Raw genomic sequence first — 23365 nt, 5'->3', positions numbered from 1 at the left:
CGTTCGCCCTGTGCGTTCGCCCTGTGCGGAATGTTTCACCTGAACGGCGGCTCATGACTCGGGCCCTCGTGGGTACCCGCCGCGCATGAGCGAACTCCAGAGCACAAGAACCAGCGAAATCGCCGGCCTCGCCGACCCCACGGCCGCGAGTGACCTGGTCATCGGCATCGCGCCGTTCGTCGCGGGGCTCGCCATCGCGGCTGCTCTGATCGCTGCCGTGTGGTGGGGCATTCGCATCAGGAACCGCGAGCCGTCTCCTCCTACGCCCCAGGAGCAGCCGCACCGCCCGGACGACTCAGGTCCGCCCGAGGTGACGGAGCGCCGGGAAGCCGACGAGGTGGTCCCCCCGGAAGGCGGACGCGGACGACTCCTCCCGCACGAGCTCAGGAACACCGGCCACGCCTCTGGGGAGCCCAGCGAGGGGGACTCGGCGGAACGGCCGCGGTGGGACGAGAAGTCCGGTGGTGCGTTCGGCAGCGGTGGCCCCGCCGGCTGACCGCCGACAGGCGGAACCACACCTTCCGGAAAGAGACTGAAGCCAGACGAGAGTGTCGACAAGGAGCAACTGCATGGCCGCCCTCAAGAGCACCCTGCCCGAAGCCGCCCGTCAGACCACCGCGGAAGCCCTCCAGGGCACGCTGGTGGACCTGCTCGGCCTGTCACTCCTGGCCAAGCAGGCGCACTGGACGATCGTGGGACCCCGCTTCCGCTCCATCCACCTCCAGCTCGACGAGGTGGTGTCCTTCGCCCGTTCGTACGCCGACGTCGTCGCGGAGCGCTCGTCCGCCATCGGTGTCGCGCCGGACGGCCGCGTCGAGACGGTCGCCAAGACCAGCGAGCTTCCCACGCCGGTGGACGGCTGGACCCAGGACAGCGATGTCGTCGCCCTGATCGTCGAGACGCTCGGCACCATCGGCGCCAGGATGCGGGAGCGGATCGAAGCGACCGACAAGCCCGACCCGGTGACCCAGGACATCTTCATCGGCCTCACGGCGGAGCTGGAGAAGCAGCACTGGATGTTCCAGGCGGAGAACCAGCACTGAGTCCCACCGGCACCGAGGGAGCCTCACGATGGCCGGGACAGAGCGAGCCGCCGGACAGACCGGCGAGGCCGAGCGGGACCGTACGGGCGAAGGGTGCGAACCGGGTGACCGGGCCGCGCGCCGTGCGTCGACGCCCGCCCGCGCGTCCGTCCGGGACACGGCCCGCGTCGCCGCACGGGTGGCCCTGCCGACGCTCGTCGGCGGCGTCGTCGTCCGTCGCAGGCGGGGCATGGCGCTCGCCGCCCGCCTCGACGCGGACCGCCACGCCGTACAGCTCCTGAACGACCTGCGCGCGCGGTACGGTCCCGGTCCGCTCCATCTGCGCCTGGCGGGCCGGGACATCGCGCTCCCCCTGTCCGCCGAGGACGCGCAGCGCGTACTGGACGAGACACCCGAGCCGTTCACCCCTGCGGCGCGCGAGAAGCGCGACGCGCTCGGTCACTTCCAGCCGCACGGCGTGCTGATCTCCACCGGCCCGGAACGCGAGGAACGCCGGGCCTTCAACGAGGACGTCCTGGAAACCGGGCGGCACCTCCACCACCTCGCCCCCCGGTTCGTACGCACCGTCCGCGAGGAGGCTGACGAGCTGCTCGTCGGCGCCGGGGCCGGCCCGCTGGACTGGGACGCCTTCGACGCCGCCTGGTGGCGGATCGTACGCCGCGTCGTCCTCGGTGACGCGGCGCGCGACGACACCACGCCCACCGACCGCCTCGCCCGGCTGCGCGCCTTCGGCAACTGGTCGTCCCTGGTCCCTCCGCGCGTCACCGCGGGCCCGCGCGAACGCTTCCGGCGCGGCCTGCGCGCCCACCTGGACCGGGCGGAGCCGGGCAGCCTCGCCGAGGCGCTCGACCGGACGCCCGCCAAGCCGGGCGTGGACCCGGCGGGCCAGGTGCCGCACTGGCTGTTCGCGTTCGACGCGGCGGGCATCGCGGCCGCGCGCACGCTGGCCCTGCTGGCCACCCACCCGGCGCAGGAGCAGCAAGTACGCAACGAGCTGGCCATCCCCGACCTGGCCCGGCCCCAGTTGCTGCCCTACACGCGCGCCTGCGTCATGGAATCCCTGCGGCTGTGGCCGACGACTCCGTTCCTGATGCGCGAGAGCACCCGGCAGACCCGCTGGGGAGAGGGAACTCTGCCCGAGGGCACGGCGTTCCTCCTGTACGCCCCCTACTTCCACCGCGACGGTTCCGCGCCGTACGGTGACCGCTTCGTCCCGGAGATCTGGCTGGACGGCACGGCGCACACCGGCCCCGAGTTCGTGCCGTTCAGTGCGGGGCCCGGCGTGTGCCCGGGCGAGGATCTGGTCCTGCTCGTCACGTCGACGCTCGTCGCCGCGCTCATGGAGCGGCACGACTTCCGGCTGCACGGTCCGGGTGGGCTGCGCGCCGGCCGGCCGCTGCCGTACACCCTCAGTCACTTCGCGCTGCGCTTCTCCGCCGCCGCGAGGCCCTGAAGCCCCAGACCCCCAGACCCCGAGGCCCCCAGACCCCGAGCCCCGAGGCCCGAGGCCCCGAGAGGCATCGACCGCCCTGTCAGAGGTAACCCGTATGCGGGGCGACCTGATCGACCCGCAGGTGCTCAAGTCCCGCGCCGACCTGCTCGGCACCACCCAGCCCCTCTGCCATCACCTGGGCCGGGCTCGACGGCTGGAGGCGGCTTGACGCACGGGACACGGGAATCGGCCCTCGACCGGACGCGGGCCGGGGGAAGCCGGCCGGCCCGGGCCGGAGGAAGCCGACGGGCGGTTGTCAGTCGTGGATGACAGGCTGGATCCACGAGGATCTGCGACGAAAGGCAACGTCATGATCACCACTGACTTCCAGCCCGGTTCCCCTTGTTGGATCGACCTCGGCGCCCCCGATGTCCCCGCCGCGGCCGAGTTCTACAAAGCGGTGTTCGACTGGCAGTTCCAGAGTTATGGCCCGGACTCACCGGACGCCGGCGACTTCGGCGTCCTGAAGAGGGACGGCAAGGCCGTCGCGGGCATCGGACGGCTCACCGAGGAAGGCGCGCGCTCCGCCTGGATGATCTATTTCTGCACCCCGGACGCCGACGCCACCACCGGGGCCGTCGAGCGGTCGGGCGGCACGGTGCGGGTCGCCCCGATGGACGCCGACGGCGAGGGGCGGATGGCTCAGTACACCGACCCGCAGGGCGGTCAGTTCGCCGTCTGGCAGCCGGGCAAGACCAAGGGGATGGAGGCCGCGGACGAGCCGGGCACCCTCTGCTGGACGGAGCTCTACACCACCGACTCGGCCGCCGCGAAGGAGTTCTACGGCAACCTCTTCGGCTGGGAGGCCCAGGACATGGAGCTGCCGGGCGGTGGCGGGACGTACTCGATGATCACCCCCGCCGGCCTTCCCCCGGAACGCATGCACGGCGGCCTCATGGAGCTCCCGTCCGAAGCACTCACGCTGACCAGCGGCAGGCCGTACTGGCATCCGGTGTTCGCGGTCGAGGACTGCGACGCCACGGTCGACAAGGTCGCCAGGAACGGCGGACGCATGCAGATGGGCCCGGAGGACGCCGAGGGCGTCGGACGGCTGGCCGTCTGCGTCGACCCGAACGGCGCGGACTTCGTGGTACTCACCCCTGCCACACCGACCCCCTCCTGAGGGCACGCGCGGCACCGGTTGCGACGCATGCGGCACAGCGAAGCAGTCCGGGCCGGCGGTGCGCCGGCCCGGACTCCCCCGCGTTCAGGCCGCCACCGTCACCGCGCCCACCGCCGGTGTGCGCAGCGTCCGGCGAGCCGTCCCCAGGCTGGTGACGAGCGTCGCCGCCGCGGCGACCGCGACGATCCCGAGCCAGATGCCGAGCCCCTGGCCGGGGAGGAGCTCGTCCGTACGGACGTAGGTGAACGGCACGATCCCGGCGAGCCCCGCCACCGTGCCGAAGAACACTCCGGTCACGGTCAGGACGAGCCCCTCGCAGCCGACCATCCCGAGCACCTGACCCGGGGTGGCCCCGGCGAGACGCTGCTGGCCGAACTCGCGGCGCCGGTAGGACGTGGTGGCGTACAGGCTGTTGATCAGCATGATGCAGGAGAAGACCACGATGATGCCGACGACCACCAGGTTCAGCGTCTCCAGGTTCTTGTCCTCGACCGATTTGGTGAGGCCGGACGCCTTGATCGCGTCGCTTTCGACGGCCTGCATGTAGAGCGTGGCGGTCGCCATGCCGGTGAAGAGGACCAACGGCATGAGCACGCCGGACAGTTCCGCCGCGCGGCGGCGCATGTTGTGGATCGTCAGATAGCCGCTCGCCCCGGCGAGCGCCTCGATCGGACGGCCGAGCCGCCCCAGCGCGGTCCGGAGCAGTACGGGTGAGAAGACCGCGAAGCCCACGGCCAGCAGGATCGCGCCGTACGCCGCCGGAGCCATCGTCATGGGATCGGTACCGTCCATGGCGAGGGTGGTGAGCGCCGACGCGCCGCCGGCCACGAGCGCGCCGTATCCGGCGAACTTCCGGCCCCGCCCGCCGGATTCACGTGCACCCGCCGCGGCCCTGGTCGCCCGGCGGACCGCGAGGAACGCGGCGCCCACCGAGGCGAGCAGCGCGATGGCCAGGCCCGAGCCGAGCGCGATGGGCCCGAAGGCGTACTCCACGCTGCGCGCGACCTGTCCGCTGTCCTGGAACATCCCCAGCAGCGCCCTCCCGGCGAACATCGCGGGCACGATCGCCAGCAGCGCCCCCACCAGGCCGACCACGGACGCCTCGCCGACGACCATCCGCTTGATCTGCGCCGGGGTCGCGCCGGTGCTGCGCAGCAGGCCGATCTCCTCGCCCCGCTGCCGTACGTTCACGGTGAGCGTCGAGGCGATGGCGAAGAACACGAGCAGCGATCCGTAGCCGCCGACCACGGCGGCGGCGGTGGACATCGACTCCGCGCTGACGTCATCGACCCCCCGCGCTCCCGCCGTGTCGTGCAGCGAGTTGAACGTCATGATGATCGCGGCCCCCAGAAAGGCGGACAGCAGCGTCGCGGCGAAGCGTCCGGGGCGCTGCCGGACGGAGCTCATGGCCAGTGCGAACATCGCTCACACCCCCGCCGGGACATCGCGGCCGTCGCGGCCCTCGCCACCGTCGCGGATACCACGCGTACTACTGACGCCACCCGCGCCACTTGTGCCGCTGACGCCCCGCACATCACCGCCCCCCTCACCCCGCACATCGCCGTGCACCCGGTCACCCAGGTGCGCGAGCCGCTCCGCGACCGCGTCCACGGTCGGCGCGCTCAGGTGCCCCGCCAGCCGGCCGTCCGCCAGGAAGAGCACGGTGTCCGCGTACGACGCGGCCACCGGGTCGTGGGTCACCATCACCACCGTGCGGCCGTGGATCCGTACGGCTTCCTGAAGGAGCCGTAGTACGTCGCGTGCGCTGCGCGTGTCCAGCGCGCCGGTCGGCTCGTCCGCGAAGACCACGCTGGGCTCGGTGACCAGCGCCCTGGCGATGGCGACGCGCTGGCGCTGGCCGCCGGACAGCTGGTCGGGGCGGTGGCCGAGGCGGTCACCGAGGCCCACCTGGGTGAGGATCTGCCGCGCCCGGTCCCGGTCGATCCGCCGGCCGGCGAGCTTGAGCGGAAGGACGGTGTTCTGCGCGACGGTGAGCGTGGGCAGGAGGTTGTACTGCTGGAAGACGAAGCCGATCCGCTGCCGCCGAAACTTCGTCAGCTCGGCCTCGGTGCCGCCGGTCATCTCCTCGCCGTCGACCACGACCTGCCCCTTGTCCGGCCGGTCGAGGCCCGCCGCGCACTGGAGGAGGGTCGATTTCCCCGACCCGGAGGGCCCCATGACGGCGGTGAAGGTCCCGGCCCCCAGGCTGAGTGTCACCCCGTCCAGCGCGGTCACGGCGCTGTCCGCCGTCCCGTAGACCTTGCTGACCGACACGAGCCGCAGGGCTTCGGCCGCCCGGCGGGTGTGCTCCTGCTGTGCGCGGCGGAACATCCTCATCACTCCCTCGTGGCACCTGCTGTGCCGTCGGAAACGACGCTACGGACGGGAAGGAGCCGTGCCGATGGGCGTAAACACCGGGCGCGGGTGTACCTGGGTACACCGTCGCCCGGGCCGCCCCGCACCCCCGAATGCTTGATTTTGTTCGTAACCCGGTTCCTGCAAGCACCTATTGACATGCAACTGGCAAGCCCGCCAGAGTCGACCCCGCCAGTGAAGTGATGCCGGTCACGTATCGAGGAGCGTCTCGTATGCCCGAAATCCCCGCAGTATCACGCCGGTTGCTCCTGGGAGGAACGCTGGCCACAGGAGCGTCGCTCGCGGCCGGGATCGGATCGGCCGGCAGCGCGTCGGCGGCAACGGCGGCTGCCGCTTCCGCGTCCGTCGCGTCCGCCGCTGCCGCTTCGGCGCCTGCCCGCAGGCCGGGTCAGAAGTCGATGATCAACGTCCCCTTCAAGCCGTACAAGACCGTCCGCGTCGGCGTGATCGGACTCGGCAACCGCGGCTCCGGCATGACCACCGGCTGGTCCGTGGTCCCCGGTTGCGTCGTGACCGCCGTCTGCGACATCCGCGCCGACCGCGCCAAGCGAACCGCCGACCAGCTGGTCGCGAAGGGCAAGCCGCGCCCGGCGGAGTTCGGCGGCTCCGCCGACTCGTACGAGGACATGCTCAAGCGCGACGACATCGACCTCGTGTACATCGCGACGCCGTGGGAGTTCCACTACGAGCAGGGCAAGGCCGCGCTGCTGGCGGACAAGCACGTCGTCGTCGAGCTGCCCATCGCGACCGAACTCCGCGAGCTCTGGGACCTGGTGGACACCTCGGAGCGCACCCGCAAGAACCTGATGCTGTCCGAGAACTGCAACTACGGCCGCAACGAGCTGGCCATGCTCAAGGCCGCGCACGAGGGCCTGTTCGGCGACATCACCAACGGCCACGGCGGCTACCTGCACGACCTGCGCGAGCTGCTCTTCTCCAACACGTACTACACCGACTCGTGGCGCCGGCTCTGGCACACCCGCAGTACGGCGTCCTTCTACGCCATGCACGGGCTGGCCCCCATCGCGGCGGCCATGGACATCAACCGCGGCGACCGGATGACTACCCTGAAGGCCACCGCGACCGCGCCCAAGGGCCTCGCCGACTACCGCGAGCGCTTCGTCCCCAAGTCCCACCCGTCGTGGAACGAGACGTACGTCAACGGCGACCTGGTGACCTGCGCGATCGAGACGGCGAACGGCCGGACGATCCGGGCCGAGCACGACGTGAGTTCCCCCCGCCCCTACAGCCGCATCAACTCCATCGCGGGCACGCGCGGGATCTTCGAGGACTACGCCGGTACGTCGACGACCGGCGGCCGCATCTACGTCGAGCCGGACCACGGCGGCCACTCCTGGCGCGACTTCGACACGTACCGCAAGGAGTTCGACCACTGGCTGTGGAAGAAGATCGGCGACGACGCCGCGAACAACGGCGGCCACGGCGGCATGGACTACGTCCTGCAGTGGCGCACGGTGCAGTCGATGCGGGCGGGACTGGTCCCGGACATCGACGTGTATGACTCGGCCGCCTGGTGTTCGCCGGTTCCGTTGAGCGTCATGTCGCTGGCGAACAAGGGCCGGCCGGTCGCGATACCGGACTTCACACGCGGCGGCTGGGTCAACCTGCGCTCCGGCCTCGACTCGCGCATGACCGAGATGCCCCCCGTTTCCTGAGCCCGCGCACGCGAAGGAGCAGCCATGAGATCAGCCTCAGCTCGACTGGTCGGTTCGTTGACGGCGGTGGTGGCGGCGGTGGCGGTCGCGCTCGTCCCCGCGCAGGCGGTCGCGGCCGAGCCGGAACCCCCGGCAGCGGCAAGGACCGAGGTGAGCATCTCGCCCGTGGACCTGGACGGTCCGGCCATCTCGACGGTCGAGGTGTCCGTCAGGAACGCCGGCCCCCAGCGTCTGCGTGCGCTGAAGGTGACGTTCGCCGGACCGGTCGGATGGGCGGTCCAGCCGGCCGTGCGCAGCGTGGACGGCTCGCTCGCCGCGGGTGCGTCGGCCGATACGACGTTCCGGATCCAAGTCCCGGAGAAGCGGTCCGGTTTCGTGATCCGTACGTTCACGGCGACCGCGACGTATCAGGGCGGCGACGGTGAGGGCACGGCCACCGGCACCCGGTCCGAGCGGTCCGGGAGCCCGCTGGCGAGCCTGGCTGCGGCGTACAACAACGTGGCGATCACGGACGAGTCGGCGACGAAGGCGGGCAACTACGACGGCGAGGGCAACAGCTTCTCGGCGCAGAAGCTCGCCGCGGTGGGTCTGACGCCCGGGGCAGCGGTCAAGGCCCTCGGCGCCGAGCTGACCTGGCCGGATGTGCCGGCCGGGACGAAGGACAACGTGACGAGCGCGGGGCAGGCGGTGACGCTGGGGGGCAAGGGCGGCAAGCTGGTCTTCCTCGGGTCGGGTGTCACCAGTTCCGCGACGGGGAACGCCACCGTCCACTACACCGACGGGTCGTCCAGTACGGGATCGTTCGGCTTCCCCAACTGGTCGTTCGACCCGGTGACGGCGCACGGCGCGACGCTGGTCAAGTCGACCGACGGCCGGAACCGGCAGGACGGATACGGCAACGCCACGGTGAAGTACAGCGTGTTCGCCCACTCGGTGGCGCTGGACCCGGCGAAGACGGTCGAGTTCGTGGTCCTGCCGGCCAACGCCAATGTGCACATCTTCGCCATGGCGATCGCGCCGTGACGGGGTAGGGGCGGCGCGAGCGCCCGGTGGGCGGCGTGCCTTCGACCGCCGGAAGGGCTGAACGGCTGCGGCACCGTTCAGCCCTTCCGGCGTTTCGCGGGACCGCACGGCCGCACAGCCGCACGGGACGCACACCCACTCACCCACTCACCCACTCAGACGGTGATCACCTTGATCCCGGCATCGGTGAGCCGCCCCGCCGCCTCCGCGGAGATCCCCGAGTCGGTCACGACCACATCGATACGGTCCAGCCCGCAGATCCGCGCGAACGCCCGCTTCCCCATCTTCGACGAGTCGGTCACCACGATCACCCGGTGCGAACGCTCGGCGAACAGCCGGCTGACGCTCGCCTCGTCCTCCTGATGCGCCATGACCCCCAGATCCGGGTCCACGCCGTCGACGCCGAGTACGACCACGTCCAGCACGACCTCGTTGAGTACGCCCATGGTCAGCGGCCCGACCAGCTCGTACGTCTGCGGCCGCGCCACCCCGCCCGTGACCACGATCTTGATCTGCGGCCGCACCGCCAGCTCACCCGCGATGTTGAGCGCGTTGGTCACCACGGTCAGCACAGGACCGCCGGCGGGGGCGGCAGCGGCAGAGGCCCGCAGCGCCAGCGCACGCGCCACCTCCGTGGTCGTCGTACCGCCGTTGAGCCCCACCACGTCCCCGTCCGCGACCAGGTCCGCCGCGGCCGCCGCGATCCGCTGCTTCTCGGACGCGTGGCGCGACGACTTGTAGCGCAGGGGCAGCTCGTACGACACCCCGTGGGCGATCGCACCGCCCCGCGTCCGCACGAGCATCTGCTGCTCCGCCAGTTCGTCGAGGTCCCGGCGGATCGTCGCGGCCGAGACCTCCAGCGTGGTCGCGGCCTCCTCGACCTCCAGCCGCCCCTCGGCGGCCAGCAGCTCCAGCAGCGCGCTCCACCGCTCGTGTTTCGACATGCGGCCGGACTCCTTCACAACAGGGGATGCATGGACGGCGAGTTCAGCTTGGTGGATACTTCGCAGACGGCGAGCCAACGCTCGAATCTGCTTGGAACGCCCGCCCTTCGAGCAGTTTCAATCATATGGGAGTACGTTCAATGCCCACCGCAGATACCTCCGCCTCCCGCACCTCGGCCGAGATCGCCTCTCAACCTGCCACATGGGCCCAGGCGGCCAGAACCCTTTCCTCCCACACGGACGCCCTGCCGCTCCGGGGTGAGCGCGTCGCCGTGGTCGGCTGCGGCACCTCCTGGTTCATCGCCCAGGCGTACGCGGTACTGCGCGAGAGCGGCGGTCACGGCGAAACGGATGCCTTCGCCGCCTCGGAGTTCCCGTACCGCACCGGCTACGACCGGGTCCTGGCGATCACCCGCTCCGGCACCACGACCGAGGTCCTGGACGTACTCCGGCGTGTGCGCGGCACCGTGGCAACCGGTGCGCTCACCGCCGACCCCGCGACGCCGGTCATGAGCGCGGCGGACGCCGTGGCCGTGCTCGACTTCGCCGACGAGGAATCGGTCGTCCAGACCCGCTTCGCCACCACCGCCCTCGCCCTCCTGCGTGCCCACCTGGAGGCGGAGGTCGCGCTTCCGCCCGGCGTGCGCCCCCTGTCCGAGGCAATCCGGGACGCCGAGCGGGCTGTCGCCGTGCCACTGCCCCCAGAGGTGCTCGGCGCCGAGCAGTTCACCTTCCTCGGCACCGGCTGGACGTACGGTCTCGCACTGGAGGCCGGGCTCAAGATGCGCGAGGCGGCGGGCGCCTGGACCGAGGCCTACCCGGCGATGGAGTACCGGCACGGACCCATCAGCATCACCGGCCCCGGGCGGGTGGCCTGGATCTTCGGCGTCCTGCCGGAGGGCCTCGCCGACGACATCGCGCGCGTCGGCGGCACGATGAGCGCCGAGTCCGGCAGCTCCGCCGACGGCGGCCTGGACCCGCTCGCCGACCTGATCCGCGCCCAGCGCCTGGCGGTCGCGCTCGCCGAGTCCCGCGGCTACGACCCGGACAAGCCCCGCAACCTCACCCGGTCCGTGGTCCTGGAGAGCACTACGGCGTAACGCCACCGGCGCGACCGCCGTCGGCCGCGCCGGTGGAGCTGCCGTCGATCAGGTCAGACGGAAAGGGGAAAGCGGTCCCACACGCGGTGCTTCCCCAGGAGCTCCTTGACCTGCTCCAGCGTGCCCGTGCCGCTGTCGGCAATCACCACGCCCGGCGTACCGACGGGAATCCCCGCGGTCTCCAGGACGCGTTCGGCGCCGGCCCAGCCCCCGATCGCCTTGCCGTGCCGGAACGCCTCCGACAGCAGCAGCTGAACCCGCGGATCGGTCGCCGCACCCGACGGCGCCACCGCCTCGGCGGCCTTGGCGTCCCGCGCGGCGAACGCGTCACTGCCGATCCCGGGCACCCCGGCCACCAGAATGGCGTCGTACTCGACCGACCGCGCGGTGACGTAGGTGCGCTGCACGGCCACCGGCTCGCCGCCGGCCTCCAGCCTGCCGCCCGCCGGGGCGATCACCAGCGGGACCATCCCGGCGCCCAGCACCGCCTCGCGTACCGAACGCACCCCGTCCAGGTCGCCGTCGGAGTCGGCGATGATCCCGATGACGCGTCCGTCCAGCGGCCAGGTCTGCCCGAGCTGGGACAGGGCCGCGCTCGGCTCGGGCGTCGTCAGCGTCACGGTGGCCGCCGGCGCCGGCAGGCCCAGACCCATGGCGACCTGCTCGCACAGCTCCGGGTCGATATTGGCGAGCACCTTCAGCGCACGCTCCTTGATGGCCGGCTCGTAGCACTTGTTCAGCTCGAAGCTGTACGCCGCGATGATGTGCTCGCGCTCGACGGGCGACATGCTGAGCCAGAACAACCGGGGCTGGCTGAAGTGGTCCGCGAAGGTGGCAGGCGCCTCCCGGACCTTCTTCGCCGCCGGCACCTCCCGGGGCACCTCGATGTACGCACCGGTGTCCGCGCCCGCCAGGAACGGACAGCCGCCGTCCAGGGAGTTGGGCCGGTAGGGAGCGGCGCCGGAGTGCACGGCCGTCTGGTGCATGCCGTCGCGCAGCATGTCGTTGACCGGCGCATGGGTGCGGTTGATGGGAATCTGGGCGAAGTTGGGCCCGCCGAGACGGCTGATCTGGGTGTCCAGGTACGAGAACAGCCGGCCGCTGAGCAGCGGGTCGTCGGTGATGTCGATGCCGGGCACGAGATGCCCGGGATGGAAGGCGACCTGCTCGGTCTCGGCGAAGAAGTTCGACGGGTTGGCGTTGAGCGTCAGCAGACCGACCGGCTGTACGGGGGCGAGCTCCTCCGGGACGATGTTCGTCGGGTCGAGCAGGTCGATGCCCTGGAACACCTGCTCCGGGGTGTCGGGGAAAGTCTGGATGCCGAGCTCCCACTGCGGGTACGCGCCGGCCTCGATCGCGTCGGCGAGGTCCCGGCGGTGGAAGTCGGGGTCCATGCCGTTGATGAGCTGCGCCTCTTCCCACACCAGCGAGTGCACACCGAGCTTGGGCTTCCAGTGGAACTTCGCCAGCGTCGTCACTCCTTCGGCGTTGACCAGCCGGAAGGTGTGGACGCCGAAGCCTTCCATCATCCGGAAGGAACGCGGGATGCCCCGGTCCGACATGTTCCACAGAGTGTGGTGGGTCGCCTCGGTGTGCAGCGTGACGAAGTCCCAGAACGTTTCGTGCGCGCTCTGCGCCTGCGGGATCTCCCGGTCCGGATGGGGCTTGCCGGCGTGGATGATGTCGGGGAACTTGATCGCGTCCTGGATGAAGAAGACCGGGATGTTGTTGCCGACGAGGTCGAAGGTGCCCTCGTCCGTATAGAACTTCGTCGCGAAGCCCCGTGTGTCCCGCACGGTGTCCGACGAACCGCGCGATCCGAGCACGGTCGAGAACCGCGTGAACACCGGCGTCTCGACCCCCTTGGCCAGGAAGGCCGTCCTGGTGACCTGCGCGGCGGTGCCGTACCCCTGGAAGACACCGTGCGCCGCGGCGCCGCGCGCGTGGACGACCCGCTCCGGAATGCGCTCGTGGTCGAAGTGAGTGATCTTCTCGCGCAGGTGATGGTCCTGGAGCAGCACCGGCCCGCGGGCTCCGGCCTTCAGGGAGTGGTCGGTGTCGTACAGGCGAGTGCCCTGAGCGGTGGTCAGATACGCGCCGCCCTGAGCCATGTCGTCCTGCGCGGCCCCGGTGGGCCTGCCGGTGGGACTGACCGTCGCCGGTCCGCTCTGGTCGGCCTTGGGCGGCAGGGGCCCCCGTACCTCGGTCGGCTCGTCGGCGGGCGGCGCCTCGGCACCGGGCCTGCCGGGGATGCCGTCCTGCGGACCGTCGCCGCTCAGCACCTCGGCGGCCTTCGCCGCCGCCGCCTTCAACGGGTTCTTCTCGCTCATCTGTTCTCCAGCCGTGTGGGGGGCAACGTCACAGCTATGACCCGGACCGCAGAAGAGGAAACAGCGCCCCGCCCACGCGCGACCACACACGCGAGCCTCTGTGACGGCGCCCCGCCGGGTACCCCGCGCACCAGTCCGCCGAACCAACGGATCGCCCGGCGCGCGGACACCCCACCCGTTTCTCAGATGCCCACCAGTACCGCCGCCACGAGCGCGGCCGCGCCCAGAGCGAAGCAACCGAGCCCCGCTCTGATCCACCGGTGTTTGGCGGCGACGATGCCGCTCGCGTCAGCGCGGTCACCAGGCCGACCAGCTGGTCGTCCTCGGTGCCGCGCAGCGCGTCGGTGAGCGCCCCCGAACGCGCGGCACGGCGGATATCGAGGAAGTACGTCAGGGGCAGGCCGGTCCGCCATCGGCTCGCCGGCCCGGGCGTCCGGGCAGAGGGGCCTCTACGGAGCGTCTGCGGCCCGCGTTCTCGTCAAGCCCCGACGATTCTGGCGCAAGTCGACGCCCGCGGGCACCGTTTCCAGACATCGCCCTCGGGCAGCCGATTCAGGGAAAAGCAAAAGCCCCAGGTCACGGCGAGTGAGTCCTGAGGCTTCTACAGAGCCGCCTTCGGGATTCGAACCCGAGACCTACGCATTACGAGTGCGTTGCTCTGGCCAACTGAGCTAAGGCGGCGCCGCTGCCGACACCATGGTGCGATCAGCAGCGGGCCCAAGTCTACACAGTTTCGAGGGGTGCTCCGCACAGCCCTCGGCGGCGCCCATCCGCGCAGGTCAGCAAAGGCGAGCGGCATGCCGGTGGCGGGTCACGAGCACTTCTTGCCGGCCTCCGGAGGCGTGCCCGACAGGAGGTAGGTGTTGATCGCCGTGTCGATGCAGTCGCTGCCGCGCCCGTACGCCGTGTGGCCGTCGCCGTCGTACGTCAGCAGCCTGCCGGACGCCAGCTGGCCGGCCAGGGACTGGGCCCACTTGTACGGGGTCGCCGGGTCGCGGGTGGTGCCGACCACGACGATCGGTGCGGCCCCCTTCGCCTCGATGCGGTGCGGCTTGCCGGTGGCCTTCGTCGGCCAGTAACCGCAGTTCAGGGAGGCCCAGGCGAGGCCCTCGCCGAAGACCGGTGACGCCTTCTCGAAGGTCGGCAACTCGGTGCGGACGTCATCGGGACCGGCGAAGGCCAGGGGGAGGTCGAGGCAGTTCACGGCGGCGTTCGCGTACATGAGGTTCTGGTATGTGCCGTCGCCGGAGCGCTCGTAGTAGGTGTCGGCCAGCGCCAGCAGCGCCGCGCCGTCACCGCCCATCGCGCGCGTCAGGCCGCCGCGCAGCTCCGTCCAGGCTGACTCGTCGTACATCGCGGCGATCACGCCCGTGGTCGCGAGGGACTCGCCGAGCGGGCGGCTCTGGCCGGTGGGGACGGGCTTGGCGTCGAGCTTGTCGAAGAAGCCCTTCAGGCGCCGGCCGGCCTGGTTCGGCGTACCGGTGCCCAGCGGGCAGTCCTTGTGCCTGACGCAGTCCGCGGCGAACGACTGGAAGGCGGTTTCGAAGCCGGCCGTCTGGTCGCGGCTCATGTCGCGGGACGGAAGGGACGGGTCCATCGCGCCGTCGAGCACCAGGCGGCCGGCCCGGGCGGGGAAGAGTTCGGCGTACGTGGCGCCCAGGAAGGTTCCGTACGACGCCCCGACGAAGTTCAGCTTCCTGTCGCCCAGCACCGCGCGCACGATGTCCATGTCGCGGGCCGCCTCGACGGTGGAGACGTGCGGCAGGATCGTGGCCGAGCGCTTCGCGCAGCCGGACGCGAACCCCTTGAAGGACGTGACGAGCCTGCCCGTCTCCCCCTGGTCGTCCGGTGTCTGGTCCACCTGCGTGTACGCGTCCATCTCCTTGCCCGTCAGGCATTGGACGGGCGCGCTGCGGGCCACGCCGCGCGGGTCGACGGCCACCATGTCGTAGCGCGCGCGGACCGGCGCCGGATACCCGATCGCGGCGTACGACTGGAGGTAGCCGATCGCGGAGCCGCCGGGACCGCCCGGATTGACCAGCAGGGAACCGAGGTGCTTGCCGGGGCCGGTGGCCTTCTTCCGGGAAACGGCCAGCTTGATGTCGGCCCTCTCCGGCTTCTTGTAGTCGAGCGGAGCCTTCACCGTGGCGCACTGGAACCCTGGTACCCCGCATTCGCCCCAGCTCGGCTTCTGCGCGTAGTACGTCTTGAGGGCGGCCGGGACCGCTCTCTGCGGCGCGGACGCCGAGGCACTGTGTGACGAACCTCCCGACGAGCAGCCGGAGATGAGCAGTCCGGCCGTCGCGAGGGCGGTGGCGGAGATCCGGATCAGGTGCCTGGTGTCCATCCTCGGAGCGTAGTGCGGCAGTGACGGATTGTGTGGAGAGCGGCTCGTACGAGTGATCCCGGTCAATCTCGGCGCCGACTGGCCCGGTTCAGCCGGCGCGCAGCGCCACCGTCATGGCCTCCACCGCGAGCAGCGGCGCGACATTGCGGTCCAGGGCCTGGCGGCAGGCGATGATCGCCTCTATCCGGCGCAGGGTGCGCTCGGGCGTCGAGCTCTGCGCGATGCGGTCGAGGGAGTCCCGTACGTCCTCGTTGGCGAGGGCGACCCGCGAGCCGAGCTGGAGCGCGAGTACGTCGCGGTAGAACCCGGTGAGGTCGGTCAGCGCCAGGTCGAGACTGTCCCGCTGCGTGCGGGTCGAGCGGCGCTTCTGGCGGTCGGCCAGCTCCTTCATCGCGCCCGCCGTACCGCGCGGCATCCGGCCGCCCGACGCGGCGCCGAGGGCCGCCTTCAGGTCGTCCGTCTCCTTGACGTCGATCTCCTCGGCGACCTGCTTGGCGTCCTCACCGGCCGCGTCGACCAGCTCCTGGGCCGCCTTGAGGCAGCCGCCGATGTCGGCGACGCGCAGCGGAAGCTTGAGCACCACGGCGCGGCGTGCCCGCGCGCGCTCGTCGGTGGCGAGCCGACGGGCCCGCCCGATGTGGCCCTGGGTCGCGCGCGCGGCCGTCGCCGCGGTGGCGGGGTCGATTCCGTCACGTCGTACGAGCACGTCGGCGACGGCGTCCACGGACGGCGTGCTGAGGGTGAGGTGGCGGCAGCGGGAGCGAATGGTCGGAAGGACGTCCTCCAGGGAAGGCGCGCAGAGCAGCCAGACCGTGCGGGGAGCGGGCTCCTCGATGGCCTTCAGCAGCACGTTGCCCGCGCCTTCGGTGAGCCGGTCGGCGTCCTCCAGGACGATGACCTGCCAGCGGCCGCCCGCCGGGGAGAGCTGGGCCCGCCGGACGAGCTCGCGGGTGTCCTTCACGCCGATGGAGAGCTGGTCGGTACGGACGATCTCCACATCGGCGTGCGTGCCGACCAGGGTCGTGTGGCACCCGTCACAGAATCCGCAGCCCGGGGCCCCGCCCAGGGCCCGGTCCGGGCTGACGCACTGCAGCGCGGCGGCGAACGCCCGGGCGGCGGTGGACCGCCCGGAGCCCGGCGGCCCGGTGAAGAGCCAGGCGTGCGTCATCCTGGACGCGGCGGGGGCGAGGGTGGCCCCGGAACGGTCGGCGACGGCGGTCACGAGCCCGTCGGCGTCCCGCGCGGCGGCGGCCAGCTGCGCCTGAACCCGCCCCTGCCCGACCAGGTCGTCCCATACGGCCATGGTGCTACCGCCTCCGGCGTGCGCTTGCGTTCGTGAACCCCGACCGCCCCTATTGTGGTCGACCCCACTGACATCCATCGCCCACGGCCTTCGGACCGGGCGTCATGTGCGGTGCTCCGAAGACCTCGACCGCGGATGCAGCCCGTCGGGCGTTCGCGACCGGGGTCCGAGGCGGAGCCCCGGTTTCGGGAAGGGGCGGGGCGGAGTGGGGCGGGGCGAGCCGAAGGGGCCGGGGCCGGGCCCAGCGGGCCGGGCCCCGGGGACGCACTCCTAGCGGCGCCCGCCCCCACCCCGCTGACCGCCGTCGTCCTCGTCCGCGTCCCGGCCACCCAGCAGCTCGTCCGCCAACGACGGCAGATCGTCGAGCGGCGTCTCCTCCGCCCAGTCGGAGCGCCGACGCGTCGCCCGGGCGTTCTGACCCGCGGTCGGGTGTGCGGCTTCCGGATCCAGCCACGGCAGCTCGCGCGTACGGTCGTTGCCGCCGGCGCCCTCGTCGCCGGCCTCGGCCCGTTCGTCCCGGAAGAAGCCCGGCGGCACCCGGTCGGAAGGCTCGTCCCGTACGGACGGCAGCACAGCCGTCTCGTCCGCAGGAGCCACATCCCGTACGGGCGGCAGCACGGCCGTCTCTTCCGCCGGCGCGACGTCCCGCACCGGCGGCAGCACAGCTGTCTCGTCCGCCGGCCCGGCGTCCCGCACGGGCGACGCCGGCCCCGCCTCCCGCACCGGCCGCAGCACCGTCGTGTCATCCGCGGCGTAGGACGGGGAGGCCTGAGAGGCCTGAGAAGGCTTCTGCGCCTCCTCCTTGCGCATGTCGACGCGCGGCGTCTCCACCGTCTGCGTCACCTCGTCCGGACGCACGACCGGCGTAGGCACAGTCAGCTCGGCATCGGAAGCGGAGACAGAGGCGGAGGCGGAATCGGAGGCGGAATCGGACGGAGCCCCGGACGGGGACTGCGACCGCTCCGCCAGCGCCGCCGCCGCGGAAGCCGCCGCAGCCGACTCCGCGAGCCGGCGCGCCTCCTCCGCCCTCAGCAGCGCCTCTTCCGCCCTGCGCTGCTTCTCGCGGCGGCGTTCCTCCGCCTCCGCCCGCAGCCTCGCCTCTTCAGCGGCCTGCCTGCGCAGCCGTTCCTGCTCGGCGGCGCGTGCCTTCTCCTCGGCCTCGCGGCGCAGCCGCTCCTCCTCGGCGAGCCGACGCGCCTCCTCGGCCCGGCGGCGGGCCTCCTCCGCCTGCCGTTCGGCCTCGCGCTGCCGCGCCTCTTCGATCTCGCGGCGCTTTCGCTCCTCCTCCTCGGCGCGGAGCTTCGCAAGCTGCTCCTGGCGCTCGCGCTCCAGGCGCTCCTCCTCCGCCTTGCGCGCGGCTTCCTCCTCGGCGAGTCGCCGCGCCTCTTCCTCGGCGGCCTTCCGCGCGTCCTCCTGCGCCTTCACCTCGGCATCGGACAGCGGCAGCATCCGGTCCAGACGGTGGCGTACGACCGTGGTGACCGATTCCGGGTCCTGGCCGGCATCCACCACCAGGTAGCGCCCGGGATCGGCGGCGGCCAGCGTCAGGAAACCGTGCCGCACGCGCGCGTGGAACTCCGGAGGCTCCGACTCCAGCCGGTCCGGTGCCTCCGTGAACCGCTCGCGCGCGGTCTCCGGCGAGACGTCGAGCAGAACCGTCAGATGCGGTACGAGTCCGTCCGTCGCCCAGCGCGAAATGCGGGCGATCTCGGTCGGCGACAGGTCGCGGCCCGCGCCCTGGTAGGCCACGGACGAGTCGACGTACCGGTCCGTGATGACGACAGCGCCGCGCTCCAGCGCCGGACGCACGACGGAATCGACGTGCTCCGCGCGGTCGGCGGCGTACAGCAGCGCCTCCGCGCGGTTCGACAGGCCCGCGCTCGACACATCCAGCAGGATCGAACGCAGCCGCTTGCCGATCGGCGTGGCACCCGGCTCGCGGGTGACGACGACCTCGTGGCCCTTGTTGCGGATCCACTCGGCGAGCGCCTCGACCTGGGTCGACTTGCCCGCGCCGTCGCCGCCCTCCATCGCGATGAAGAAGCCGGTCGCGGCGGGCGCCTGCTGCGGCTCGCCGCCCCGCAGCGCCTCCCGCAGGTCACGGCGCAGCGGCACACCCTGCCGGTCGTCCGCCTTGGCGAGGACGAGCGCGGCCAGCGGCAGGAGCAGCGCGCCGACGAGCATCAGCGTGAAGGCCGCGCCGCCGTGGGCGAAGACGAAGCTGCCGTTGGCCAGGCGGTGCGGGCCGATCGCGGCGGCGAGCACCGGGGCAACGACCGCGCCGAGGGCCACGTAGACCCGTACGACGGCCTGGAGGTGCTCCGTCGTACGCGCCTGCCGGTACTCCTCGGTCTCCTGGTCGAGCAGCGTGTGCCCGGTGTTCGCGGCGACCCCGGCGCAGAAGCCGGCCAGGAGAGTGATCATGATGACGGTCGCCGTGTCGGGCACCATGCCCATGGCGAGCAGGGCGACGCCGGTGCCGGCGATCGCGAGCGACAGCAGGCGGCGCCGCGACAGCCTCGGCAGCACCTTCTGCGCGCTGCGGATGCCGATGACCGTGCCGCCCGTCAGGGCGAGGAAGAGCAACGCGAAAGTGACCGGGCCGCCGCCGAGATCCTTCGCGTGCAGTACGGCGACGGCCGCCGCGGCGGCGACCGCTCCGGCGACCGAGGCGCAGGCCACGACGAGGAGCCGGATCGCACCCGTACGCCCCTTTTCGACACCGGTGCCGGTCTTGGGACGGCGCAGGCCCTCCAGCGGAGAGCGAGCGCGGGGCGTCTGCGCGCCGGGGAGCTCGAGGAAGTACAGCGTGGACACGGAAGCGGCGAAGAGACCGGCGGCGACGTACGACCCGAGGGCCGCCTGGTGCTGCGAGAACCAGTCGATGCCGGAGCCGAGCAGATTGCCGACCAGCGTCGCCGCCAGCAGCACGGCGGCAGCCGCGGGCAGAGCGACGAAGCTCGTACGCAGCGACAGTCGCCGCAGCGCGTCCAGGTGGTCCGGCAGCGGCCGTACCGTCGCGCCCTCGGGCGGCGGCGCGGGCAGCAGCGCGGGAGCGGCTCCCTCCTTGGCGACCGTCCAGAAGCGTTCGGCGACGCCGGTGACGAAGACGGTGATCAGCAGTACGGCCTGGGCCGTGTCCGGGGTCCAGTCGATCCACAGCGGTGCGACGACGAGGAGGGCGAGCCGTAGCCCGTCCGCCCCGATCATCGTCCAGCGGCGGTCGAGCGGCCCCGACGGCCCGGTCAGCGTGGAGACGGGGCCCAGGAGCAGGGCTCCGAAGATGAAGGTGGCAAGGATCCGGGCCCCGAACACCGCCGCGACCGCGAAAGCCGCACCGCGATAACCACCGCCGAACGACCCTTCGGAGATCGCCACCTGAAGCGACAGCAACAGCAGCACGAGAAGGGCGAGGGCATCGCCGGTATTGCCGACGAGCTGCGCGCTCCACAACCGCCTGAGCGGAGGAAGGCGCAGCAGGGCCCGTACAGCTCGCTCGCGTGAGTCTGCGGCTAGTGCGTCGGAGCTGGGGCTCACGACCGTTGGCTGCTCGGCTCGCGTCATCCGCCCAGCCTATCCGGAGCCCGCCACTCCCTGGAGGCCCCGCCCGAACAAACGTCTGCTCCGGGGCGCACGTGCGGACGCCGGCACATGAACAGCCCCCCGGCGCCGCGAGGCACCGGGGGGCTGCACATGGCGCTCTTCCGCTCCTAGTCCTCCGAAGCCGAGGACGACGCGTTGGAGGCCGTCGCCTTCTTGGCCGGAGCCTTCTTGGCGGCGGTCTTCTTCGCGGCGGTGGTGGTCTTCGCCGTCGCCGTCTTCTTGGCCGTCGTCTTCTTGGCCGCGGCGGTCTTGGCCGTGGTCGTCTTCTTGGCGGCGGTCTTCTTCGCCGTGGCCTTCTTGGCCGGAGCCTTCTTGGCGGTCTTCTTCTTCGCCGGGCCCTTGGCTCGCTTCTCCGCGAGGAGCTCGTAACCCCGCTCCGGGGTGATGTCCTCCACGCTGTCGTCGGTCCGCAGCGTCGCGTTCGTCTCGCCGTCCGTGACGTACGGGCCGAAGCGCCCGTCCTTCACGACCACCGGACGCTCGCTGACCGGGTCCGTACCCAGTTCCTTCAGCGGCGGCTTGGCGGCCGCGCGACCCCGCTGCTTGGGCTGGGCGTAGATCGCCAGCGCTTCTTCCAGCGTGATCGAGAAGAGCTGGTCCTCGGTCTCCAGCGAGCGCGAGTCCGTGCCCTTCTTGAGGTACGGGCCGTACCGGCCGTTCTGCGCGGTGATCTCGACGCCCTCGGCGTCCGTACCGACGACGCGCGGCAGCGACATCAGCTTGAGCGCGTCCGCGAGCGTGACCGTGTCCAGGGACATCGACTTGAAGAGCGAGGCCGTGCGCGGCTTGACCGCGTTCTTGCCGGTCTTCGGAGTGCCCTCGGGAAGGATCTCCGTGACGTACGGGCCGTACCGGCCGTCCTTCGCCACGATCTGGCGGCCCGTCTCCGGGTCGGCGCCCAGCTCGAAGTCGCCGCTCGGTTTGGCCAGCAGCTCCTCGGCGTACTCGATGGTCAGCTCGTCCGGCGCCATGTCCTCCGGCACATCGGCGCGCTGGTGGTTCTCGTCGTCCTTCTCGCCGCGCTCGATGTACGGGCCGTAGCGACCCACGCGCAGCACGATGCCGTCGCCGACCGGGAAGGACGAGATCTCACGGGCGTCGATCGCACCGAGGTCGGTGACGAGCTCCTTGAGGCCGCCGAGGTGGTCGCCGTCGCCGTTGCCGGCGTCCGCCGCACCACCGGGGGCGACACCGGCGTCGGCGTCTCCCTCACCGAAGTAGAAGCGCCGCAGCCACGGCACGGCCTGCGCCTCGCCCCGCGCGATGCGGTCGAGGTCGTCCTCCATCTTCGCCGTGAAGTCGTAGTCGACGAGCCGGCCGAAGTGCTTCTCGAGCAGGTTGACCACGGCGAAGCTCAGGAAGGACGGCACGAGCGCCGTGCCCTTCTTGAACACGTACCCGCGGTCGAGGATCGTGCCGATGATCGAGGCGTACGTCGACGGGCGGCCGATCTCGCGCTCCTCGAGCTCCTTGACCAGCGAGGCCTCGGTGTAGCGGGCCGGGGGCTTGGTCGCGTGCCCGTCGACCGAGATCTCCTCGGAGGTGAGCGCGTCGCCCTGGGCGACCTGCGGCAGCCTGCGCTCGCGGTCGTCGAGCTCGGCGTTCGGGTCGTCGGCGCCTTCGACGTACGCCTTCATGAAGCCGTGGAAGGTGATCGTCTTGCCGGAGGCGGAGAACTCGGCGTCCCGGCCGTCGCTCGCCCGGCCGCCGATCTTCACCGTCACGCTGTTTCCGACGGCGTCCTTCATCTGGGAGGCGACGGTGCGCTTCCAGATCAGCTCGTACAGCCGGAACTGGTCGCCGCTCAGGCCGGTCTCGGCAGGGGTGCGGAAGCGGTCGCCCGAGGGGCGGATCGCCTCGTGCGCCTCCTGCGCGTTCTTGACCTTGCCGGCGTACGTGCGGGGCTTGTCCGGCAGGTACTCGGAGCCGTACAGCTGCGTCACCTGGGCACGGGCCGCCTGGACCGCGGTGTCGGAGAGCGTCGTGGAGTCGGTACGCATGTACGTGATGAAGCCGTTCTCGTACAGCTTCTGCGCGACCTGCATCGTGGACTTCGCGCCGAAGCCCAGCTTGCGCGAGGCCTCCTGCTGGAGGGTCGTCGTACGGAACGGGGCGTACGGCGAGCGGCGGTACGGCTTCGACTCGACCGAGCGGACGGCGAACGGCGAGTCGGCGAGCGCGACGGCCAGGGCGCGGGCGTTCGCTTCGTCGAGGTGAAGGACATCACTCTTGAGTTGTCCCACGGAGTTGAAATCGCGGCCCTGGGCGATACGCCGGCCGTCGACCGTCGTCAGGCGGGCGACCAGAGAGGACGGGTCGGAGGCGTCACCGGTGCGTCCCGTGAAGAACGTGCCGGTCAGGTCCCAGTACTCAGCAGAACGAAAAGCGATGCGCTCGCGTTCCCGGACGACGACAAGGCGGGTGGCGACGGACTGGACACGGCCGGCGGACAGCCGGGGCATGACCTTCTTCCACAGGACCGGCGAGACCTCGTAGCCGTAGAGACGGTCCAGGATGCGGCGCGTCTCCTGGGCGTCGACCATGGGCTTGTTGAGGTCGCGCGGATTGGCCACGGCCTCGCGGATCGCGTCCTTGGTGATCTCGTGGAAGACCATCCGGTGGACCGGGACCTTGGGCTTCAGCACTTCCAGGAGGTGCCACGCGATGGCTTCGCCCTCGCGGTCCTCATCGGTGGCGAGGAAGAGTTCGTCGGACTCCGCAAGGAGCTCCTTCAACTTCCTGACCTGCGACTTCTTGTCGGCATTGACGACATAGATGGGCTGGAAGTCGTTCTGTACGTCGACGCCGAGGCGGCGCACCTCGCCCGTGTACTTGTCGGGCACCTCGGCGGCGCCGTTCGGGAGGTCGCGGATGTGCCCGACGCTCGCCTCGACGACATAGCCAGGGCCGAGGTAGCCCTTGATCGTCTTCGCCTTGGCGGGCGACTCGACGATGACGAGTCGGCGGCCGCCGTGTGCGGTCTCGCTGGTCGGGGACAACTTGGC

At 71.4% G+C, this 23365-nt stretch carries 15 protein-coding genes and 1 tRNA gene; 7 read left to right on the top strand and 9 right to left on the bottom strand.

Features of this window, described 5'->3' with window-relative positions:
- The first annotated feature begins 85 nt into the window (after positions 1-85).
- The 4 genes from ACWIHY_RS21855 to ACWIHY_RS21840 all read left to right on the top strand — a co-directional run bounded on the left by ACWIHY_RS21855 (position 86) and on the right by ACWIHY_RS21840 (position 3658).
- On the top strand, positions 86-496 hold the full coding sequence (locus ACWIHY_RS21855; protein WP_454377328.1) for a DUF6479 family protein: 411 nt from the start codon (positions 86-88) through the stop codon (positions 494-496).
- 73 nt (positions 497-569) lie between these two features.
- Entirely contained in the window at positions 570-1043 is a 474-nt protein-coding gene (locus ACWIHY_RS21850; RefSeq protein WP_454377327.1) for a Dps family protein, read from the top strand.
- A gap of 28 nt (positions 1044-1071) precedes the next feature.
- Positions 1072-2496, top strand: coding sequence for a cytochrome P450 (locus ACWIHY_RS21845; RefSeq protein WP_454377326.1), 1425 nt, complete (start codon positions 1072-1074; stop codon positions 2494-2496).
- A 349-nt stretch (positions 2497-2845) separates the two neighbouring features.
- A complete protein-coding gene (locus tag ACWIHY_RS21840) occupies positions 2846-3658 on the top strand; it encodes a VOC family protein (protein ID WP_454377325.1) in 813 nt (270 codons plus the stop codon).
- Positions 3659-3742: 84 nt separating this feature from the next.
- Here ACWIHY_RS21840 and ACWIHY_RS21835 read toward each other — a convergent pair whose 3' ends face one another.
- Together ACWIHY_RS21835 and ACWIHY_RS21830 are read right to left on the bottom strand one after the other, a co-directional pair.
- Complete coding sequence (locus ACWIHY_RS21835) at positions 3743-5080, bottom strand: FtsX-like permease family protein (RefSeq protein WP_454377324.1); 1338 nt, start codon at positions 5078-5080, stop codon at positions 3743-3745.
- A gap of 3 nt (positions 5081-5083) precedes the next feature.
- Positions 5084-5995: an ABC transporter ATP-binding protein gene (locus ACWIHY_RS21830; RefSeq protein WP_454377323.1), complete on the bottom strand. Its 912-nt coding sequence runs from the start codon at positions 5993-5995 to the stop codon at positions 5084-5086.
- Positions 5996-6246: 251 nt separating this feature from the next.
- Between ACWIHY_RS21830 and ACWIHY_RS21825 the strand changes: the two genes are divergently transcribed.
- Both ACWIHY_RS21825 and ACWIHY_RS21820 read left to right on the top strand, forming a co-directional pair.
- The gene (locus ACWIHY_RS21825) at positions 6247-7710 is read left to right on the top strand and encodes a Gfo/Idh/MocA family protein (protein WP_454377322.1); all 1464 of its coding nucleotides are present in this window, start codon (positions 6247-6249) and stop codon (positions 7708-7710) included.
- A gap of 24 nt (positions 7711-7734) precedes the next feature.
- On the top strand, positions 7735-8733 hold the full coding sequence (locus tag ACWIHY_RS21820) for an NEW3 domain-containing protein (protein ID WP_454377321.1): 999 nt from the start codon (positions 7735-7737) through the stop codon (positions 8731-8733).
- Positions 8734-8888: 155 nt separating this feature from the next.
- On the opposite strand, the gene ACWIHY_RS21815 is transcribed toward ACWIHY_RS21820, so the two are convergent.
- The gene (locus ACWIHY_RS21815) at positions 8889-9677 is read right to left on the bottom strand and encodes a DeoR/GlpR family DNA-binding transcription regulator (protein ID WP_454377320.1); all 789 of its coding nucleotides are present in this window, start codon (positions 9675-9677) and stop codon (positions 8889-8891) included.
- A 140-nt stretch (positions 9678-9817) separates the two neighbouring features.
- Here ACWIHY_RS21815 and ACWIHY_RS21810 point away from each other — a divergent pair, with 140 nt between their 5' ends.
- Positions 9818-10777, top strand: coding sequence for an SIS domain-containing protein (locus ACWIHY_RS21810; protein ID WP_454377319.1), 960 nt, complete (start codon positions 9818-9820; stop codon positions 10775-10777).
- 53 nt (positions 10778-10830) lie between these two features.
- Here the strand turns inward: ACWIHY_RS21810 and ACWIHY_RS21805 are convergent, their stop codons facing one another.
- From ACWIHY_RS21805 to topA, 6 genes are all read right to left on the bottom strand, one after another.
- Positions 10831-13107 carry a catalase gene (locus ACWIHY_RS21805; RefSeq protein ID WP_454377318.1) on the bottom strand — a complete coding sequence of 759 codons (2277 nt, stop codon included), beginning with the start codon at positions 13105-13107 and terminating at the stop codon, positions 10831-10833.
- A gap of 607 nt (positions 13108-13714) precedes the next feature.
- A tRNA-Thr gene (locus ACWIHY_RS21800) sits at positions 13715-13788 on the bottom strand.
- Between the two features lie 130 nt (positions 13789-13918).
- Complete coding sequence (locus ACWIHY_RS21795) at positions 13919-15454, bottom strand: alpha/beta hydrolase (protein WP_454377317.1); 1536 nt, start codon at positions 15452-15454, stop codon at positions 13919-13921.
- Positions 15455-15542: 88 nt separating this feature from the next.
- Positions 15543-16757, bottom strand: coding sequence for a DNA polymerase III subunit delta' (locus tag ACWIHY_RS21790; RefSeq protein ID WP_454377316.1), 1215 nt, complete (start codon positions 16755-16757; stop codon positions 15543-15545).
- A gap of 270 nt (positions 16758-17027) precedes the next feature.
- Positions 17028-20321 carry a dTMP kinase gene (gene tmk / locus ACWIHY_RS21785; protein ID WP_454377315.1) on the bottom strand — a complete coding sequence of 1098 codons (3294 nt, stop codon included), beginning with the start codon at positions 20319-20321 and terminating at the stop codon, positions 17028-17030.
- 146 nt (positions 20322-20467) lie between these two features.
- On the bottom strand, positions 20468-23359 hold the full coding sequence (gene topA, locus ACWIHY_RS21780) for a type I DNA topoisomerase (RefSeq protein ID WP_454377314.1): 2892 nt from the start codon (positions 23357-23359) through the stop codon (positions 20468-20470).
- Positions 23360-23365: the final 6 nt, after the last annotated feature.

The sequence above is a fragment of the Streptomyces sp. NPDC055287 genome, from assembly GCF_053646035.1.
This window is presented reverse-complemented; position numbering and strand designations above follow the sequence as displayed.

What these genes read in the sequence shown, in the direction of transcription:
- ACWIHY_RS21855 (WP_454377328.1), top strand. Translation starts at nt 86, where the DNA reads ATGAGCGAACTCCAGAGCACAAGAACCAGCGAAATCGCCGGCCTCGCC.
- ACWIHY_RS21850 (WP_454377327.1), top strand. Translation starts at nt 570, where the DNA reads ATGGCCGCCCTCAAGAGCACCCTGCCCGAAGCCGCCCGTCAGACCACC.
- ACWIHY_RS21845 (WP_454377326.1), top strand. Translation starts at nt 1,072, where the DNA reads ATGGCCGGGACAGAGCGAGCCGCCGGACAGACCGGCGAGGCCGAGCGG.
- ACWIHY_RS21840 (WP_454377325.1), top strand. Translation starts at nt 2,846, where the DNA reads ATGATCACCACTGACTTCCAGCCCGGTTCCCCTTGTTGGATCGACCTC.
- ACWIHY_RS21835 (WP_454377324.1), bottom strand. Translation starts at nt 5,080, where the DNA reads ATGTTCGCACTGGCCATGAGCTCCGTCCGGCAGCGCCCCGGACGCTTC.
- ACWIHY_RS21830 (WP_454377323.1), bottom strand. Translation starts at nt 5,995, where the DNA reads ATGAGGATGTTCCGCCGCGCACAGCAGGAGCACACCCGCCGGGCGGCC.
- ACWIHY_RS21825 (WP_454377322.1), top strand. Translation starts at nt 6,247, where the DNA reads ATGCCCGAAATCCCCGCAGTATCACGCCGGTTGCTCCTGGGAGGAACG.
- ACWIHY_RS21820 (WP_454377321.1), top strand. Translation starts at nt 7,735, where the DNA reads ATGAGATCAGCCTCAGCTCGACTGGTCGGTTCGTTGACGGCGGTGGTG.
- ACWIHY_RS21815 (WP_454377320.1), bottom strand. Translation starts at nt 9,677, where the DNA reads ATGTCGAAACACGAGCGGTGGAGCGCGCTGCTGGAGCTGCTGGCCGCC.
- ACWIHY_RS21810 (WP_454377319.1), top strand. Translation starts at nt 9,818, where the DNA reads ATGCCCACCGCAGATACCTCCGCCTCCCGCACCTCGGCCGAGATCGCC.
- ACWIHY_RS21805 (WP_454377318.1), bottom strand. Translation starts at nt 13,107, where the DNA reads ATGAGCGAGAAGAACCCGTTGAAGGCGGCGGCGGCGAAGGCCGCCGAG.
- ACWIHY_RS21795 (WP_454377317.1), bottom strand. Translation starts at nt 15,454, where the DNA reads ATGGACACCAGGCACCTGATCCGGATCTCCGCCACCGCCCTCGCGACG.
- ACWIHY_RS21790 (WP_454377316.1), bottom strand. Translation starts at nt 16,757, where the DNA reads ATGGCCGTATGGGACGACCTGGTCGGGCAGGGGCGGGTTCAGGCGCAG.
- tmk (WP_454377315.1), bottom strand. Translation starts at nt 20,321, where the DNA reads ATGACGCGAGCCGAGCAGCCAACGGTCGTGAGCCCCAGCTCCGACGCA.